We start from the raw sequence: 18337 nt of genomic DNA, 5'->3' as shown, positions 1-18337 counted from the left end.
TGTCCCCGGAGAACCATCATGAGCCAGTATCAACGCCTGCTGCTGATCCTCAACCCGGCGCAAAGACATTCGCCGGTCCTTCATCACGCCGCGACCCTGGCGGCAGCCAGCGAAGCGCATCTGCACGTCACCGCATTGATCCCTTCGCTGGACATTTTGTCGCTGCTCGAACAGGAGCCTCGTGAAGAGGCACGACAGAACTATTTCCAGGACCAGCGCAATTGGTTGGAGGAGGAGGCCGACAAGATGCGGCGCCGGGGCTTGCGTGTCACCACCGAAGTGGCATGGGTCGAGGCCCTGGGCGAACAGATCCTGCAGCACGTCTCGCAATTCCAACCCGACTTGCTGATCAAGCAGGTCCAGCACGAATCCCTGCTCAAGCGCGCACTTTTCACACCGCTGGATTGGCACCTGCTGCGCAAATGCCCTGTTCCGTTGTACATGGTGGGCGCGGCCGCTCACGGCCTGCCGCGCAAAGTGGTCGCGGCTGTGGACCCTTCCAGTGCCTTTGCACAGAACAGTGGGCTTAACGACCGGATTATCCGCCAGGCGCTTGGCCTGGCGCTGCAATGCGATGCCGAATTGCATCTGGCTCATGCCTACGAGGCATCATCGGTCTACCTGGGTGATGTAGGGGGCGGCGGCGTATCGCTGTCGCAGCTCAGCAAGGAATTGCGAAGAAGCCTGGAGAAATCCTTTCTGGCACTGGCCAACCTGTTCGGTGTGCCTGCCGAACGCAGACAGTTTCTGCTGGGTCACCCAGTTTCGGCGCTTAGTGAGTTTGCTCTGGAGCATGACGTGGATGTGATCGTCATGGGCCGCTCCCAGCACAATGATCCGTTTGGACTGCTGGGCAGCACGACAGAACACATCCTGTATCAGGTGCAGTGCAGTGTCCTGGCGGTCTGACAAAGTGAGCCCTGGCGGCCGAGTGGTTGACGCAGTCACCGGCCGCCTGGGTGAACAATGCTATCAATAGCTTTTCCATCGTTTGTCCAGGAGCACCGCCATGCGCATGACTTTTCTCGGGGCCGCAGGCACTGTGACCGGCAGCAAGTACCTGCTGGAACACGACGAACAGCGCATCCTGATCGACTGTGGCCTGTTTCAGGGCTACAAGCAGTTACGCCTGCTGAACTGGGACCCCTTTGAACTGCCGATGCGGGACCTGGAGGCGATCGTATTGACCCACGCTCACCTGGACCACAGTGGGTACTTGCCGGTCATGGTGCGTAATGGCTATCGCGGCCCTATCTACGCCACGCCCGCGACCTGTGAACTGGTGAAAATCCTGCTGCGCGACAGTGCCCGCTTGCAAGAAGAAGAGGCCGAGTACGCCAACCGCAAGGGGGTCTCCAAGCACGCGCCGGCCTTCCCGCTGTATACCCGTGAACATGCCGAACGGGCGCTCAAATTACTGCGGCCGGTCGCGTTCGAACATTCGGTGGAGATCGCCAGGGGCATCGAGATCCTGCTGCGCCGTGCCGGACACATCCTGGGCGCCGCCACTGTTCAGGTCCGGGCTGGTGGCGTGACGTTGGTCTGTTCAGGTGACCTGGGCCGGCCCGAAGATCCGGTGATGTTCGCGCCGAAAGCCATCGAGCAGGCAGATGTCCTGCTGGTGGAGTCCACCTACGGCGACCGTCGGCATCCGCATGAATCGCCGGAAGATCAACTGGCCGATGTCATTACCCGCACCGCGCTGCGCCGGGGCATCACCCTGGTGCCTTCGTTCACGGTCGGTCGCGCTCAATTGTTGATGTATCACCTGTATCGCCTGAAACAACGCCGGGCGATCCCCGATATTCCGATCTATCTCAACAGTCCCATGGCCATCGACGTGACCCGGCTGTATCAGCGCTTCGCTGATGAACACCGGTTGTCTCGGGAGGAATGCGAGGGCATGTGCCACATCGCCCACCCGGTGCGCTCGGTCAAGGATTCCATGGCTCTGGACCTGCAGCGCACCCCGGCGGTGATCATCGCCGCCAGTGGCATGGCCACCGGGGGACGAGTGCTGCATCACCTCAAGAGCCTGGCGCCCAACCCCATCAACACCTTGCTGATGCCCGGCTTCCAGGCCGGCGGTACGCGAGGCGCGAGGATTGTGGCGGGCGAGCCTGCGGTGCGCATCCACGGTAAAGATGTACCGATCAATGCTGAAGTGGTGCCGATGCAAACACTGTCGGCCCATGCCGATGCCGACGAAATCATGCAATGGCTGCGAGGCTTCAAGACGCCACCACGGCAAACCTATGTGGTGCATGGGGAGCCCAATGCGTCGGATGTCTTGCGCCACCGGATTTGCGACGAACTGGGGTGGTCGGTGTCGGTGCCGACGTACCGTGATAGCGTGGAACTCTGAACGATCGCCTTCGCGAGCGGGCATGACACCCACCTGTTCGCTCAATCGGCGCAGGCATGAAAAAGCCCCTCGTCGTTGGCCGGCGAGGGGCAGGTTTCAAGGCAGTCAATCAGACTTGATCGGGACGACCTTTTCCGCTTTGAGTGCTTCTGGTTTTTTCGGCAGTGTCAGCGTCAGCACGCCTTTGCTGAACTGGGCTTCGATCTTGTCGCTATCGATGCCTTTTGGCAGGTTGAACACCCGTTCGAAGGAACCGTAACGGCGTTCGGACAGGTGATAACCCTTTTTCTTTTCTTCCTTGGCTTCCTTCTTTTGCCCCTTGATGATCAGGTTGCCGTTGGCCAGGCGGATCTCGATGTCCTTCTGATCCATGCCAGGCAGCTCGGCGGTAATTTCAAAGTTCTTTTCCTTCTCACTGATGTCCACTGCCGGCAGGCTGGCGGAGAACTCACGGCGCCAGAAAGGCTCTACATCGAACAGCCCGCGGCTGAAGGTCGAGAGCGCTGTGCCCCGGTTGAAATCTTCGAACAGGTGATCCACCTGCTGACGAAGTTTTTCCAACGGATGCCAGGTATCTGTCCTGGTGGAGTGCTGCACTTGCTGGTCGCTGTTGACCGGCATTTTTTTCACTGAATTGGACATTGGATATTCCTCTTTGGTGATGTCCGGAGGGAGCCTGGCCCCATTGCCAGGCACCGTTGCCGAACGGGTCAGTGCACGCCTGCGAACCTACAAAGACAGCTGGCCGGACCAGAGCATCCAACCGGCAAAGATCGCCGCCCCCCAGATCACCAGCAGCAGGCTCCAGCCGAAACCGTTAAGGGCACGGTCGGTTCTGGCCCGTTGAGCGCTCAGGTAGATCAGCGTGCCGGGGGCATAGAGGAGGGCGCTGAGCAGCATGTACCGGGGGCCGGCGGCGTAGAGCAGCCAGACGCAATAGCCCGTTGCGACCACGGCGATGGCCATGTCGCGCAGTTGCAACCCACGATGACCGGCGTAGGTCTGGCCTTGCCAGGTCATTTTCAGTGCATACAGGCCACTGAACAGGTAAGGCAGCAGGATCATCGAAGTGGCAAGTGAAATCAGGGCCAGGTAGCTGGCGCTCGAATACAGGGTCAGCAACAGGAACAGCTGAATGCAGCCGTTGGTGATCCACAGTGCGTTGGCAGGTGCGCCCCGTTGATTTTCGCTGGCCAGCAGCCGGGGCATGACCTTTTCCTTGGCTGGGGTGAACACTGATTCGGCCGCGAGCAGCGTCCAGGCCAGCAATGCACCACCCACCGACACAATCAGACCGATGCTGATCAGCACGGCGCCCCAGGGCCCGGCAACCACTTCCAGCACTCCTGCCATGGAAGGGTTCTTCAGGGCGGCCAGTTCGGGTTGCCTGAGAATGCCCAGCGACAACAGGGAAACAGCGATCAGCAACAGCAATGTCAGGATGAAGCCAATCACGGTGGCTCGGCCGACATCAGCCCGTTCGGCTGCCCTGGCAGAAAATACGTTGGCGCCTTCGATACCAATGAACACCCAGACCGTCACCAACATGGTGCTCTTGACTTGGTCCAGCGTACTGCCCAATGCCGGTGTGCCCCAGAAATCCGTCAAGAAGGTGTTTTTGGAGAAGCCGGCAATGACCAGGCCGATGAACAGCAGCAGCGGCACCACTTTGGCGATCGTGGTCATGGCGTTGGCCTTGGCGGCGGTGCGCATTCCACGCAGGATCATCCAGTGCAGCGCCCACAACACGACGGACGCGCCAGCAATCGCGGCTTTATTGTTGCCTTCACCGAATACCGGAAAAAAGTAACTGAGGGCAGCGAACAGGATCACCAGGTAACTGACGTTGCCGATCCAGGCGCTGATCCAGTAGCCCCATGCTGAGTTGAATCCCAGGAATTCACCGCCCAGCGCACGGGCATAGGCGAACACTCCGTTGTCCAGTTCCGGTTGGCGATTGGAGAGCGTCTGGTAAACCAGGGCCAGCGAGAGCATGCCCGCGCCGGTGATGAGCCAGCCGATCAGGATCGCCCCGGCGCCGGCGCTGGCCGCCATGTTCTGGGGCAGGCTGAAGATGCCGCTGCCGATCATTGAGCCGACAACCAGGGCGACCAACAGGCTCAGCGACAGGCGTCGGGGTTCGACCTTGCGCAAACTGCCAGCCAGAGGATGAGGTTTGACGGTCGGGACGAGCGGTTCTGTACCATGCAGTTGTGTTGCCATGATCTAAGCCTCCATGAGACGGGAGGTTCGGTAACCTTCGTCGATACAAAGGTTCGAACGCTACGTCTTAATGTCGGCCTGGAGGCGCAAAGGGGTATTGATGTAGATCAGATGTGATGCAAGGCAGGCATTACAGCTCGCTATGACGGTGGCAACCGGCGACCTTCTGCTTGAGCCCGGGCAGGTCCAGGATCGTGACGTTGCGTCCACGCATGTCCACCAGTTCCTCCTGGCGCAGGTGGGCAATGCCCCGGCAAATCGTTTCCAGGCGCAGGCCCAGGTAGGAGCCGATCGCCTCGCGACTCATGCGCAGGACAAACTCCCGCGAGGAATAGCCGCGCATATTGAGCCGTTGCGACAGATTCAACAGGAACGCCGCCAGGCGCTCGTCGGCGTTCATGTTGCCGAGCATCAACAGCATACTGTGGTCGCGCACGATTTCCTGGCTCAGGAGCTTGTTCAGGTTGTGTTGTAGCGAGGGTAGGTCGTGGGCCAGTTTTTCCAAGAGGTTGAAAGGCAGCGGGCAGACTTCGCTGTCTTCCAGGGCAATGGCATTACAGGCGTAGTGATCGCTGCTGATAGCGTCCAGGCCGAGCATTTCGCCTTGCATCTGGAAACCGGTGACTTGCTCGCGACCGTCTACCGAAAGGACGCTGGTCTTGAAAAAGCCCACTCTCACCGCATACAACGAGCGCAATGGGTCGCCGGTGCGATACAGCGCCGCGCCTTTCTTGACCTTGAGCCGCTGGGTGATCAGGGTGTCGAGGCGCTCGACCTCATCGCCCGTAAGGCCGATCGGCAGGCACAGTTCCAGCACGCTGCAGTTTGAGCAAGCGGTCCGGAGGGCATGTACCTTCAAAAGACGCGGTTCCAGCTCGACCATAGGGAAAAATTCCTATAATTGGAGCAAGCATAGAAGACCGACTCAGAACCGTGCCTGTTTTTTGTCGCCTGAATCCTACCGTCTGTCGATTCAGCGATGGGTTGCGACCCTTCAAGCCAGTCACAAAGACGGGAGATACGCGGCGCTCCGCAGCCCTGGTCAGACCAGCAATAAATGATCGTCCACCTCTCTGACTCCAGGCACAGACCAGGCTGCCCGCTCCGCCAATCGGCGTTGGCTCCATAAATGGACCTTGCCGTCGAGTCTTACCACATCGCCGTCGACCTTGACGTGGATCTGTTTGGCGTCGAGTTCGGCACTGCGCTTGAGGGCATCCTCGATACAACGCTGGATATCGCCTGCATCCGCCCGTGGGCGCAGGGTGAGTCGGTTTTTCACACCCACCACGCCGGATAATTTGAACACTGCTCGCTCAGCAGCCTCCCTCTGGTACTGCCAATCCACTTCACCTTCCAGAGCGACCCAGCCATTGTGCACGACCAGCTTGATGTCGCCTTCAGGGACATCGGAGCTCCAGTTGAGAATGTTCAGCGCGCGATTGGCAATGACGTCATCTGTCGTACCGGAGTTCTGGTTCGGTCTGACCTGTATTTCCTCAGCCACGGCGCGCACCCCTTTGACGCCCTTGACGGCACGTTCCGCGCTGATTTTCTGGGCGAAGCTACTGACGTGTCCAGAAAGGGTGACGACGCCGTTGTCCACGGCCACGCCTATATTTGCGGCGTTGATATCAGGTTGGAACTCAAGTGCTTCGAGAAGAGTGTTTCGCAGGCTCAAGTCGCTCATTTCAGGATCCTCCATGCAACGGTGGAAAATGCGGAGCCGTTAAATACCCGGCCTGCTTTTTTTACGCCTGAGCGACGCAGTGACATTGAGCTAAATCAATAAGGCTCAAGCGAGCACACAACGCGGTAATCGGCTTTTCGATGAAGCCTCAAGCCATCTGCGAGATTGCACGGCGAAATCGCAGTAATGCCGCTATGAAAAACAGCGTGCCGATCGAAGCAATCGCCAGGAATTGCGGCCAGACAATCGCCAGTCCCGCACCCCGGTACAAAATGCCTTGGGCGAAGCTGACGAAGTGTGTGGTGGGGGCGGCCAGCATCAGGTTCTGCACGAGCTGCGGCATGCTTTCGCGTGGAGTGGCCCCGCCGGAAAGCAACTGGAGCGGCAGCAGGATCAAAATACTCAGCAGCCCTAATTGAGGCATTGAGCGCGCCACGGTGCCCAGGTAGATACCGATGGAGGTGGTTGCAAACAAGTGCAGCGCGGTGCCGAGCAGGAACAAGCCGATGGAGCCGCTGATGGGCACGGCCACCCAGCCCTGGACGATCACCCATATGGCAAAAGCGGTGGCCAGCAGCACCACCAGACCCATGGACCAGATCTTGGCCAACATGATCTCGAACGCCCGTAGCGGCATCACCAGCAAATGTTCCAGGGTGCCGTGCTCACGTTCTCGAATCAGTGCTGCACCCGTGAGGATGATCGACACCATGGTGATGTAATCAATCAGTTGCATCACCGAGGTGAACCAGGCCTGGGTCAGGTTGGGATTGAACTGCATGCGCATGGCCAAGCTCACCGGCGGGCGCGGCCCATCGCGCAAGCCTTGGACGAATTTGCCGATTTCAGTGGCGACGATGGTCTGGATGTAGCCTGCGCCTGTGAAGGCCTGGCCGATCTGGGTGGCATCGACGTTGAGCTGCAGGCTTGGACGGCGCCCAGCGAGGACGTCCTGTTGAAAATCGGGCGCAATATCAAGGGCGAACGTATAACGACCGCTGTCCATGCCCGCATCGACCTGCTGGCTGTTGATTTTCGCTGGAGGCAGGAAGTAGGGCAGTTGAAAAGCCGCGTTCAATCGTTCGGAGAGTTGCGAGTGATCTTCATCGACGATGGCCAGCGGCGCGTGGTGCAACGCCTCGGGTATGCCCGAGGCGGCAGTGTAGATGCCGAACGAGAAGGCCCAGACGATCAGGATCAGCATCGCCCGGTCGTGGTACAGGCTGCGGAACTCCTTGATGCCCAGGCGCAGGATGTTCAAGAGACTGTACATGGCTAGCGCTCCTGTTTGTGCAGGCAGAGCACACTCAGGCCAATCAGGATCGGCACCGTCACCAGCAGTTGCAGGAAATAAGGCGCCAGCGCCTGCAGCTCCAGCGCCTTTGAAAACACCCCTCGGCTGATCGTGAGAAACTGTGCGGTGGGATACACCTTGCCGACCAGGGCGCCGAAACCCTCCAGTGAGGAAACCGGGTTGATCAATCCGGAAAACTGGATGGCCGGCAGCAGGGTGACAATGGCGGTGCCGAAGACGGCCGCAATCTGGCTGCTCATGAATGTCGACAACCACAGGCCCAACCCCGTGGAGGTGCCGACATACAGCAACGCCCCCAGGCTCAGCACCCAGAGACTGCCTTTGAGCGGCACGCCGAACACCCAGACGGCCAAGGCACACATCAGTAAAAAGTTGAGCATGCCCATGGCGACGTAGGGCTGCTGTTTTCCTAGCAGGAACTCCAACCGGGTCACGGGTGTGACATACAGGTTGATGATCGAGCCCATCTCTTTTTCCCGTACCACCCCCAATGCAGTGAGCATGGCCGGGATCATCATCAACAACAGCGGAATAATTGCCGGCACCATGGCTTGCAGGCTTTCCACATCCGGGTTGTAGCGGTAACGCACTTCCACGTTGGCCAGCGCCGCTCCGTTATACCCGAGCTCTGCCAGGTAGCCGCTGTGCAAGCCGTTGACATAACCCTCTATCGTGCGTGCGCGCATGGGCATCGCCCCGTCCACCCAAGCGGCTACCGTGGGCTGGCGGCCGCGCTTGAGGTCGCGGCCGAAATTGGGCGGGATCTCCAATGCCAGGGTGATTGAACCGCTTTGCAAGCGTGTCTCCAGGTCAACGTAGTCAAGCAGCTCGGGTTGTTCGATAAAATAGCGCGACCCGGAAAAACTGCGGACATAGGCCAGGCTGGTGGTGGTCTGGTCTCGGTCCAGGACCGCAAACGACAGGTCTTCGACGTCCAGGCTGATGCCGTAACCCATGATGAACATCAGCAATACCGTACCCAGCGCCGCCAATGTCAGGCGGATCGGGTCGCGGCGGATTTCCATGGTTTCGCGTTGGGCGTAAGTGAACATTCGCAGGCCGCTGAAGCCGTTGCGGTGCGATTTGACGGGGGGCTTGGACGGCGCTTCGATAGCGGGTGATTGCTTGCTGGGGTTCTCGGACTGCGCTGGGGTTGCCTCGCTGCCGGCGGCTTGCTCCAGGTATGAAACGAAGGTTTGCTCCAAACTGGGCAACCCCCGCTCAATGATCAGTTGCTCGGGCGCGCCGCTGACCAATACCCGTCCGGCATGCATGAATGATATTCGGTCGCAGCGCTGCGCCTCGTTCATGAAATGAGTGGAGATGAATATAGTCACACCGTCATTGCGCGACAGGTCGAGCAAGTGCTGCCAGAAAGCGTCACGCGCGATGGGGTCTACCCCAGAGGTGGGCTCGTCGAGGATCAGCACGTCGGGTTTATGGATCAGCGCCACCGCCAGCGAGAGGCGTTGGCGGATACCCAACGGCAACCGGTCGGGAAGGGCGTCAAGGTTCTGTTTCAGGCCGAAACGTTCGGCGGCCTCGTGGACGCGGCTGTCAATTTCATCCCTGGGTACATGGAACAACTGCGCATGCAGCACCAGGTTCTGCCGTACCGTCAGCTCGTTATAGAGGGAGAAGCCTTGAGACATGTACCCCACGCGCTGTCGGGTCTTGAGGTCGTGCGGGTCGACTTGCTTGCCGAACAACCAGGCCTGCCCGGAGGTGGCCGGTAACAAGCCGGTCAGCATCTTCATGGTGGTGGACTTGCCGCAGCCATTGGAGCCCAGGAAACCGAAGATCTCTCCGCGCTCGATGCGAAAACTGGCACTGTCCACTGCTGTGAATGCGCCGAAGCGACAGGTCAGTTCCCGGGCCTCGATGGCGATCACCGGCTGTCCAGCGCGTTCGACGCGCGGCGTGATCACCAGCGATGTGTGGCCCCGTCGACGGTCGGGTGGCAGCAGGGCGATGAACGCTGTTTCCAGGTCCTGACATTCGGTTCGCTGGAGGATTTGCGCAGGTGAGCCACTGGTCAACACCTTGCCGGCGTCCATCATCAGCAAGTGATCGAAGCGCTCGGCCTCTTCCATGTAGGCCGTAGCCACCAGCACGCTCATATGGGGCCTGCGCGTTCGCAGGTCGGCAATCAACGCCCAGAACTGATTACGCGCCAAGGGATCGACGCCGGTCGTGGGCTCATCAAGAATCAGCAGGTCGGGGTCGTGAATCAGCGCGCAACACAGCCCCAGCTTCTGCTTCATGCCTCCCGACAACTTACCTGCCGGGCGGTCCGCAAAAGGGGTCAGCCCGGTGCTCGCCAACAAGGCATCGATGCGTTGCCGACGTTCATGCCGGCCCTGCCCGAACAGGCGGGCAAAAAAGTCCAGGTTCTCAAGTACGGACAGGGTCGGGTAGAGATTCTTGCCCAAACCCTGTGGCATGTAGGCAATGCGGGGACACAGGGCTTCACGATGACGGGCGTTGGCTATATCGCCGTTCAACACAGTCAGGCGTCCTTGCTGTACGGTCCGGGCCCCGGCGATCAACCCCAACAGGCTGGACTTGCCGACACCGTCCGGGCCGATCAGGCCGACGGTGGCGGTGGCGGGAATATCCACCGTGACGCTGTCCAGGGCGATGGTCTTGCCGTACCGCAGCCCCACGTCCTGCAGGCGTGCTGCCCAAGCGAACCCGTCGGTCATTCGGGCACCTTGATCTTCAGTGCGGCTGGCCATTGGGCTTGAGGGTTCAGCCGGACATGAGCCACGCCAGGTACGCCGGTTTTCACTTGGCTGAGGTGCTTGCGCAGCAGTTCGGGGTCTATCCGCGCCTTGATACGGAACATCAGCTTTTCCCGTTCACTGGTAGTTTCCACCGTCTTCGGCGTGAATTGCGCAACACTGTCCACGTAGCTGGCGGTGGCAGGGATCACGTATTGCGGCACGGCATCAATGATCACGTGCACTTCGCTGCCGATAGCCACCCGACCGGCCTGCTGAGTCGGCAAAAAGAACGTCAGGTACACGTCGCTCAGGTCCACGAGGTTCAGGACCTTGCCTCCAGCGGGAATCACTTCGCCTTCTTCGGCGATGCGGTATTGCACGCGTCCATCGCGGGGCGCCTTGAGCTCGGTATCGGTGAGGTCCGCCTGCAGGCGTTGCTCGGTCGCGGCTGCCGCCTCGATGCTGGCTTGGGCCTCCTCGACTTGAGATTTGGCGGCTTCGATCCCGGCCTGGGCCGTCAATACTTGTGAGTTGGCTGCCGCCAGCGCGGCCTGACCGCTGTCGAGCAGCGCGCGGTCGTCATCCAGCTGCTGGCGGGCGAGGGCGTTGCGGCTTACGAGGATTTCCGTGCGGGCAAAGCGCTTCTGTGTGGCAATCAGTTCAGCTTGGCGCTGGGCAACCACCGCCCGCGCGGTAACCTTTTCGCTTTCCCGTTGCGCGACGAGCGCGGCTGCGGTGAGTTTGGCGGTACGGGCCCGCTGTAACTGGGCCTGGGCCTGGAGCAGTTCGGCTCGCAACGCCTGGGTATCCATGCGCGCCAGCACCTGACCGGCGGCGACCTGTTCGCCCTCGGCCACCAGAATGGTGCTGATACGCCCGGCCAGTTTGCTTGCTATATCGACTTCGGTGGCTTCGATTCGCCCGTTGCCGCTGGCGAAATCGGGGTCTATAGGGGCGGGTCCGAGCACATACCAGGCACCCAGAATGCCCAACAAAACCAAGCTTCCCAGAGCCCCGCGTTTAAGCCACTTGCCGGTTAGGTCATTCATCCCTGCCTCTCAGGTCTCAGCGAAGATTGGCGCTGGGAGATGATAGGTCTGGAATGAGAAGTGCTTTGTTGATCTGCGTTAAAGATCTGTTTTTTAAATGCAGAAATTGAAGTGGCGAGTGGTATTCCAGGAATGGGTGGCGTTCTAACGTTTCAACTTCCTCCATGACGATGGGCTGAAAGCCCCGGGACTTGGCTCCAGGTGATGTCGAATCGCGCCAGAAATTTTCGGATTCGATCGGAATCATTACTCGATGCCTTGGCTGATCGGCTCTGTGAAAAGAGCTTTCGACCGGCATCCGCCTGGCTTGTCGCTGTGCTGCAGACCTTCAGGACCGATTCCAGTTGAAGGCGATCGAACAGGTCGATCTCAAGGCCGGCTTTTGCCAAGTGCTCGGACAATGGGTCCGAGGCGGTCGGTATCCGCCAATCGGCGCGCAGTCGTTCCAGCTCGTCCTCCACCAGCGCCATGTCGATGCGGCCGCTGTCAGCCAGTGTGGCCATGCGGGTGATCGACGCAGAGAGTTGCCGGAAGTTGCCTGGCCAGGCGGCATCCCTGGCGGTGGCGAAGGCCAGATATCGACGCCGGGCTTCGGTGTTGAAGCGAACCATATGGCCGTTATCCCGGGCATGGCGCTGCAATTCGAAATCGATGTTTGGCTCGATGTCCTCGCTCCGATTGGCCAGTCCGGGCAGCACAAAAGTCCAGATGTTGATCCTGGCCAACAGGTCTTCGCGGAACAGACCTTCAACAACGCGCGCGTGCAGGTCCCGATTGGTTCCCGCGATCAGCGTGAAGTCAGACTCGACCTCCTTGTCGGAGCCCATCGGCAAGAACTTCTTTTCCTCGATCGCTTTCAGGAGCATCGCTTGCTCGTCGAGCGGCAGTTCTCCGATCTCGTCGAGGAACAGGACGCCCTTGTGTGCCGAGCGCAGCAAGCCCTCGCGAGCCTGTTGAGCGCCGGTGAACGCGCCTTTCGTATGGCCGAACAACGTCGCCATCGCGGTATCGCCGCGCAACGTGGCGCAGTTCACCTCGACGAACGGGCCTTCGACCTGATGGCGACCCCGTTTCAGCTCGTAGATTTGCCGCGCGAGAAAGGACTTGCCTGCCCCGGTAGGGCCGCTGATCAGGATCGGTGCCCGGGATCGCACGGCGACCCGTTCGAGCTGTTCTATCGTCCGGTTGAACGCCGCGTTGCGGGTTGCAATGCCGGACTTGAGCAGTTCGGTGCCCTCCAGGCGCTCGGCTTGGAATCGCTTGGCGATCTGATCGTAGCGCTGGAGATCGAGGTCGGTGATGACGTGTTTGCCTGCCGGTCCTGCGTCGTCATCCCGCAAGCCGCCTGGCTGGGTCTGTATCAGTTTGGCAGGGATGTGCCGGGATTCGGCCAGCAGGAACCATACGATCTGCTGGACGTGGGTGCCCGTTGTGATGTGGACGAGATAGTCCTCGTCCTCTGTGTCGAATGGATAGTCAGCTGCGAAGTCATGCAGTGCGGCGTAGACCTCTTCGAAGTCCCAGGGGTTTCGCATCGCCATGGCGTGCAGGCGAACCTCGGTCTCTGGCGAGACCTGGGCAATATCAGCCGCTACTTTCAAGGCGAGATCGGCGTCCCAACGCGCTTCACCGTGAATCAGCTCCAGGCGATCGATCACCAGGTCGGGCTGTTGGCACAGAGAGAGGGTCGGGCGCCATTTGTTCCAGCGCTGCTCCCCCTTGCCGACGCGGTCGAGCTTTGACCCAAGGATGCCTATGGCGACTGTCTTTTTGTCCTGCATTGCTGAATATCTCAAAAGATAGCGAACGATAATTGAGTATAGTTTTGAGGCCTGTCAGTGAACAGTGCCGGCCTGTTCGGATTAAAGGCATTACGATTAAAGTTCTTTAATATCAAATGGATAGTAAAAATATGATCCGCCAACCGTAGAATTGGCATGCCGCTCGCTATAGAGCTCCCAAACAGAAATCACAGGAGCGAAAAAACAATGACCACTCAAACCTTCGAGCTGCTTGAAGTCGAAAACGGCAAGCCCATCAAGATGTGGACCCGAGGCGTCCCGGTTGAGCCTGAGGCCAGGCAGCAACTGATGAACACCGCGCAGATGCCGTTCGTGTTCAAGCACATGGCGGTCATGCCCGACGTTCATTTAGGAAAGGGCTCGACGATCGGGAGCGTGATTCCTACCAAGGGCGCGGTCATTCCCGCTGCAGTCGGGGTCGACCTCGGTTGCGGGATGTCGGCGGTCCGCACCTCGCTGCGCGCCAGCGACCTTCCCGATCATCTGTTCGGCCTGCGCTCCGCAATCGAGAAGGCTGTGCCGCACGGACGCACCTCGGGACGTAGCGGCCGGGACAAAGGGGCCTGGGACACCGCACCGGCGATTGTCGACCAGGCCTGGTCGGCCCTTGAGGGGCGTTTCGACCTCATCACCCAAAAGCACCCGGGCCTTGAAAAGTCCAACAACCACAAGCACCTCGGAACGCTGGGCACCGGTAACCATTTCGTCGAGGTGTGCCTGGACGAAGCCGACCATGTATGGGTGATGTTGCACACCGGTTCCCGCGGCGTAGGCAACGCCATCGGTAGCTATTTCATCGAGAAGGCCCGTGAGGAAATGCGCAGGCACATGGTGAACCTGCCTGACCGGGACCTGGCCTACCTGCGGGAAGGAACGTCCAGCTTCGATGACTACGTCGAGGCTGTCGAGTGGGCCCAGGATTTCGCGAAGCAGAACCGCGCGGTCATGATGTTGGCGGTGCTGGATGCCGTGCGGTCGGTCATCACCAAGCCCTTTGAGTCGCGGCTGATCGCCGTCGACTGTCACCACAACTACGTGGAGCGAGGGACTTACTTCGGGGAGGATATTCTTCTCACCCGTAAAGGCGCCGTCTCTGCGCAGAAGGGTCAGATGGGGATTATTCCCGGGTCGATGGGCGCAAAGAGTTTCATCGTCCGGGGCCTGGGGAACGAGGAAGCCTTTTGCAGTTGTTCACACGGTGCGGGTCGGGTGATGAGCCGTACCAAGGCCAAGGCCGTGTTTACCGTTGAGGACCAGGTGCGGGCGACCGCCCATGTCGAGTGCCGCAAGGATGCGGCGGTCATCGACGAGATCCCGATGGCCTACAAGGACATTGATGCGGTCATGGCGGCCCAGCGCGATCTGGTTGAGGTGGTCCATACCCTGCGCCCAGTCGTCTGCGTGAAGGGGTGAGTGGATGGGCCAGGATCTGATTCTCATCGACGGCACCGAGGGAGGAGGGCAGGTGCTGCGTACCGCCCTCAGCCTCTCCATGATCACCGGCCAGGCGTTCCAGATGACAGGGATACGCGGCAAGCGCTCCCGGCCCGGTCTGTTGCGCCAGCACCTCACCGCAGTACGAGCAGCGGCTGAGATCTGCGGCGCCAAAGTCCTGGGAGCGGAACTCAATTCGACCGCTATCGAATTCCGTCCCGGGACCGTAGAGGCAGGGGAGTATTCGTTCGCGATCGGCACGGCGGGCAGCACGATACTGGTGTTGCAGACCCTGTTGCCTGCGCTGTTGCAGGCAACAGGGACGAGTACCGTCCGGATTACCGGCGGAACACATAATCCGGCGGCGCCGCCTTTCGACTTCATAGAGCAGGCGTGGCTGCCTTTGATACGACGTATGGGCGCACAGGTGGAATTGGCGCTACTGCGTCATGGCTTTGTCCCCTGCGGAGGGGGCGTGATCGAAGCCACCATTCGACCTTCGACGCTTGAACCATTGGTGCTGGACGGCGGGCAGGCACCCGTCACCATCGTTTCGTCTGGAGCGCTGGTTTCGGGCATTCCTGTCTCGATCGGGAATCGCGAACTTGATCGACTCTCGGCAAGGCTGAAGATTGAACGACGCGACCTGTCGGTTACCGATCTGGGTGACCAGGCGGGGCCTGGCAATGTGGTATCGATCACTGCCACCAGAGCCGGCGTTACCGAGGTGTTCGCGAGCATCGGGCAAGAGCGTGTGCGCGCAGAGCAAGTCGCTGACGTGGCGGTGGATGAACTCATGGCGTGGACTCAATCGAATGCAGCGGTTGGCAATCGCCTGGCGGATCAATTGATGTTGCCGATGGCCATCGCCGGCGCTGGCAAACTGACGACGGAGCGTTTGAGCAATCACATCCGCACCAACGCAGCGGTGATCCAGCAATTCATCGCTGTCGATGTGCGTCTCACTGGACTTTCCGGGCAGGGAAGCGTTGTTGTCGAGCTTCATGCTCGCCAGTTGTCAGGACATGACAGCAATGGCGGCTAGGCGTATGGCTGGTGACGATAGTCACTGGGGGATGAGCCAAAATGCCGTTTGAACGCTCGGGAGAAATGACTGAAATCCTTGAAGCCGCTCGATAAAGCGATGCTCATGATCTTGGTATCGCTTTGCTTGATCTGCTCCGCGCAATGCTGCAGGCGTCGTTCGAGAATGTAGCGGCTCACCGTCATATCGCCTTGGGAAAATATGCGGTGCAAATTGCGCAGCGAAACCCCCAGCGTCGAGGCGAGGTATTCGGGCGTCAGGTTCTCTTGTGTCAGTTGGCGGTCGATGAGGGCCCTGGCCTTGAGCAATGTAGCGGTGTCGGCCCGGGGTGAGGTGGGGTGGTCGCCGGCGCTACCTATGGCCGGGCGTAGCAGGGTGATGATCGCCTCCAGTGTTGCCCGCGTCTCAGGCTCTGACATGCCGGGATTGCCGATCAGTTGTTGCAACAGCAGGCCGCTCATGCGTCCCATCGGTGACGCTGCGTCGATACGATGGTTGATCTGCAACTGGTGTTCCCGGAAGCGCTGGAGCACGGATTTACGTGGCAGGATCACCGAAACCTGATCGCTCCAGCCCTCGAATCGAAATTCGCAGGGCCGGCTTACATCCAGCAATACCAGGTCCCCCCGATGCAGGATGGTTTGCGTACCCGGCTGGCAGGCGGTCGCCTGCCCATCCAGTTGCATGACCAGGAAGAAAAAATCCTTGTCGTCCTGGCGAATGTCGCGTTGTGATCGATGTACCTGGCGGCAGTTGCTGATGATCCGCGCGCCTTTGACCAGGCTGTGTTCGTCATCCACAGGGGTCACAGCACCGCGGAATTCCTCAATACCGCTTTGCAGGGGCGGCTCTACATGAAATGTCCCGCAGTTGGCCGAGAGATCTCCATGCCAGGCCTCGAAGCCTTGATGACCCAGGAACAGGTTGGTCGGGTGACAGGCGGTGTTCATCGGCTACCTCTTGCCAGTCAAGCTGGCGTTATTATTTTGGATCGGGCAACGAACCTCGATATTCATAACATATTAACTAAATATCAATCTGTCCTGGACCGACGGTGGCGCTCATGACCATCCGCTTGCATTCTGGGTCATGGCCGGTTGGCCGGCGACAGGCGTTTAATGAAGGCTCAACACTCAATCGTGCGGAGTCCTTTCGTGGACAACAACAATAATAATCAGCATCTGCAAAAGACCTTGCGCTGGACAGATGCCTTCGCGTTATCAATGGCCGTCTCCGGCTCGATTTTCGCCTCCTTCGGTTTCGCACTGGGCGTGCTGGGGCCTGTGTACGCGCTTGTGCTGTGGGTGGGTTCGGCGGCCATCGGCGCCTGTCAGAACTGGATCTTCCTCGAAGTCTCGTCGATGTTTCCCGACAAACCGGGCGGCATCGCAATGATCGCCACCGAAGGCTGGCGCCGGCGCTGCAAGCTTGTCGGTCCCCTGGCCTCATTCGGCTACTGGCTGGGCTGGTCAGCCGTGCTGTCGATTGTCAGTGTCAGTGCCGGTTCGCTGATCCAGGCGCAATGGTTCGCCGGGCAAGATTGGTCCTTCACTGCCGGACCTCTTACCGTGGGACTGCCTCAGCTGATAGGCGCCGGCCTGTTATTGATCTTCTGGCAGTTCAATCGACTGGGCGTCCATATGGCCGCCAGCGCCTCCAAATACATGGGCTTGCTGCTGTTGATCCCGATTCTGGTGCTGGCGGTGGCTCCGCTGTTGGGAGATAGCTGGAGTTTCGAGCGCTTTCGCAACGCGCTGGTCGAGCCTGCTGATCTTGGCTGGGGTGGTCTGCGCACGGCGATGGTCTGGTTGTTCCTGGTCAGTTGGAGCGCCTACGGCACCGAGATGTGCGCGGCCTTCGGCCCCGAATATCGCAGCCAACGCGACATGCGCCTGGCCCTGCTCACCTCGGGTGGCTACACCGTTGCCGTCTTCGCCGCAGTCGCGTTCGGTCTGGGCGGCATGGTCGACAGCGAGGCCGCGATGAGCAATCCCAGTGGCTTCTACATCGACGCGTTCAACGCGATGCTGGGTACCGGCTATAGCAGCTTCTTCGTCGCCACCCTGCTGGTGGGGTTGTTCATGGGGCTCAATGCGGCCTTGGCGGACGGTTCGCGGGCGCTCTACGGCATGGCGCTGGAGGGCCTGACTGTTCGTCAGTTGGGCGTGCTCAACAAACACCAGGTACCTGGGCGGTGCATGACCGTGGCCGTCGTGCTGAATCTGGGCATGATCTTCCTGTTGTCTTCTCCGCTGGCCATGCTGGTCACCGCCAACATCGGCTATCTGGTCGCTATTTTCTTCGCGCTCTCGGGGTTCCTGCTCTTGCGTCGGGATGCGCCCGAGATCCCTCGTCCGGTCAGATTGGGCAAGGGCTGGGTGCCTATTGCCTGGCTACTGACCCTCTTCACCGGCGCAGTGGTGTTGGTCGGAACGGCCTCGGCGGAATTGGCCGGTTATGGCGGGCTCAAGGAGGTGCTCAGCGGAATCGGCATCCTGTTGCTGTCCCTGGTGCTCTATGCCATTCGCCAAGTGCAGGATCGTGCTGCCAATCGCAACGTCGTTTCACAATGAACAATAAGGTGAAGGGACTCACAGATCAGCGCCAGCTTTCAAGGTGCTGTCGCAGCAGATCCGGCTTGACCCACTGACGCTACCCTTGACCCTATCAATGTCGAGACCTGACCAG

The 18337-nt window shown here is 59.9% G+C and carries 14 protein-coding genes; 5 read left to right on the top strand and 9 right to left on the bottom strand.

What is annotated here, in order from left to right:
• The first annotated feature begins 18 nt into the window (after window positions 1-18).
• Together N005_RS24095 and N005_RS24090 are read left to right on the top strand one after the other, a co-directional pair.
• A complete protein-coding gene (locus tag N005_RS24095) occupies window positions 19-909 on the top strand; it encodes a universal stress protein (RefSeq protein ID WP_047703484.1) in 891 nt (296 codons plus the stop codon).
• Between the two features lie 100 nt (window positions 910-1009).
• The gene (locus N005_RS24090; RefSeq protein ID WP_047703483.1) at window positions 1010-2365 is read left to right on the top strand and encodes an MBL fold metallo-hydrolase RNA specificity domain-containing protein; all 1356 of its coding nucleotides are present in this window, start codon (window positions 1010-1012) and stop codon (window positions 2363-2365) included.
• 105 nt (window positions 2366-2470) lie between these two features.
• Here N005_RS24090 and N005_RS24085 read toward each other — a convergent pair whose 3' ends face one another.
• From N005_RS24085 to rtcR, 8 genes are all read right to left on the bottom strand, one after another.
• A complete protein-coding gene (locus N005_RS24085) occupies window positions 2471-3007 on the bottom strand; it encodes an Hsp20/alpha crystallin family protein (RefSeq protein ID WP_047703482.1) in 537 nt (178 codons plus the stop codon).
• A gap of 87 nt (window positions 3008-3094) precedes the next feature.
• A complete protein-coding gene (gene arcD, locus N005_RS24080; protein WP_047703481.1) occupies window positions 3095-4588 on the bottom strand; it encodes an arginine-ornithine antiporter in 1494 nt (497 codons plus the stop codon).
• Window positions 4589-4718: 130 nt separating this feature from the next.
• Window positions 4719-5471: a fumarate/nitrate reduction transcriptional regulator Fnr gene (fnr, locus tag N005_RS24075; protein ID WP_047703480.1), complete on the bottom strand. Its 753-nt coding sequence runs from the start codon at window positions 5469-5471 to the stop codon at window positions 4719-4721.
• Window positions 5472-5630: 159 nt separating this feature from the next.
• Window positions 5631-6278: a BON domain-containing protein gene (locus tag N005_RS24070; protein ID WP_047703479.1), complete on the bottom strand. Its 648-nt coding sequence runs from the start codon at window positions 6276-6278 to the stop codon at window positions 5631-5633.
• A gap of 148 nt (window positions 6279-6426) precedes the next feature.
• Window positions 6427-7551 (bottom strand): ABC transporter permease, encoded by a 1125-nt coding sequence (locus N005_RS24065; RefSeq protein ID WP_047703478.1) that lies wholly within the window; start codon window positions 7549-7551, stop codon window positions 6427-6429.
• Between the two features lie 2 nt (window positions 7552-7553).
• A complete protein-coding gene (gene rbbA, locus N005_RS24060) occupies window positions 7554-10298 on the bottom strand; it encodes a ribosome-associated ATPase/putative transporter RbbA (protein WP_047703477.1) in 2745 nt (914 codons plus the stop codon).
• Window positions 10295-11368, bottom strand: a complete 1074-nt coding sequence (locus tag N005_RS24055) for an HlyD family secretion protein (protein WP_047703476.1) — start codon at window positions 11366-11368, stop codon at window positions 10295-10297. The genes rbbA and N005_RS24055 overlap by 4 nt, the downstream gene beginning before the upstream one ends.
• A gap of 152 nt (window positions 11369-11520) precedes the next feature.
• The gene (gene rtcR / locus N005_RS24050; RefSeq protein WP_047703475.1) at window positions 11521-13149 is read right to left on the bottom strand and encodes an RNA repair transcriptional activator RtcR; all 1629 of its coding nucleotides are present in this window, start codon (window positions 13147-13149) and stop codon (window positions 11521-11523) included.
• Between the two features lie 207 nt (window positions 13150-13356).
• Between rtcR and N005_RS24045 the strand changes: the two genes are divergently transcribed.
• Window positions 13357-14583 carry an RtcB family protein gene (locus N005_RS24045; RefSeq protein WP_047703474.1) on the top strand — a complete coding sequence of 409 codons (1227 nt, stop codon included), beginning with the start codon at window positions 13357-13359 and terminating at the stop codon, window positions 14581-14583.
• 4 nt (window positions 14584-14587) lie between these two features.
• On the top strand, window positions 14588-15649 hold the full coding sequence (gene rtcA / locus N005_RS24040; protein WP_047703473.1) for an RNA 3'-terminal phosphate cyclase: 1062 nt from the start codon (window positions 14588-14590) through the stop codon (window positions 15647-15649).
• On the opposite strand, the gene feaR is transcribed toward rtcA, so the two are convergent.
• On the bottom strand, window positions 15646-16599 hold the full coding sequence (gene feaR, locus N005_RS24035; RefSeq protein ID WP_052126463.1) for a transcriptional regulator FeaR: 954 nt from the start codon (window positions 16597-16599) through the stop codon (window positions 15646-15648). The genes rtcA and feaR overlap by 4 nt on opposite strands.
• 204 nt (window positions 16600-16803) lie before the next feature.
• Between feaR and N005_RS24030 the strand changes: the two genes are divergently transcribed.
• On the top strand, window positions 16804-18222 hold the full coding sequence (locus tag N005_RS24030; protein ID WP_047703472.1) for an APC family permease: 1419 nt from the start codon (window positions 16804-16806) through the stop codon (window positions 18220-18222).
• The last annotated feature ends 115 nt before the right edge of the window (window positions 18223-18337 follow it).

Source organism: Pseudomonas mediterranea CFBP 5447, assembly GCF_000774145.1.
Lineage (GTDB): Bacteria > Pseudomonadota > Gammaproteobacteria > Pseudomonadales > Pseudomonadaceae > Aquipseudomonas > Aquipseudomonas mediterranea.
This window is presented reverse-complemented; position numbering and strand designations above follow the sequence as displayed.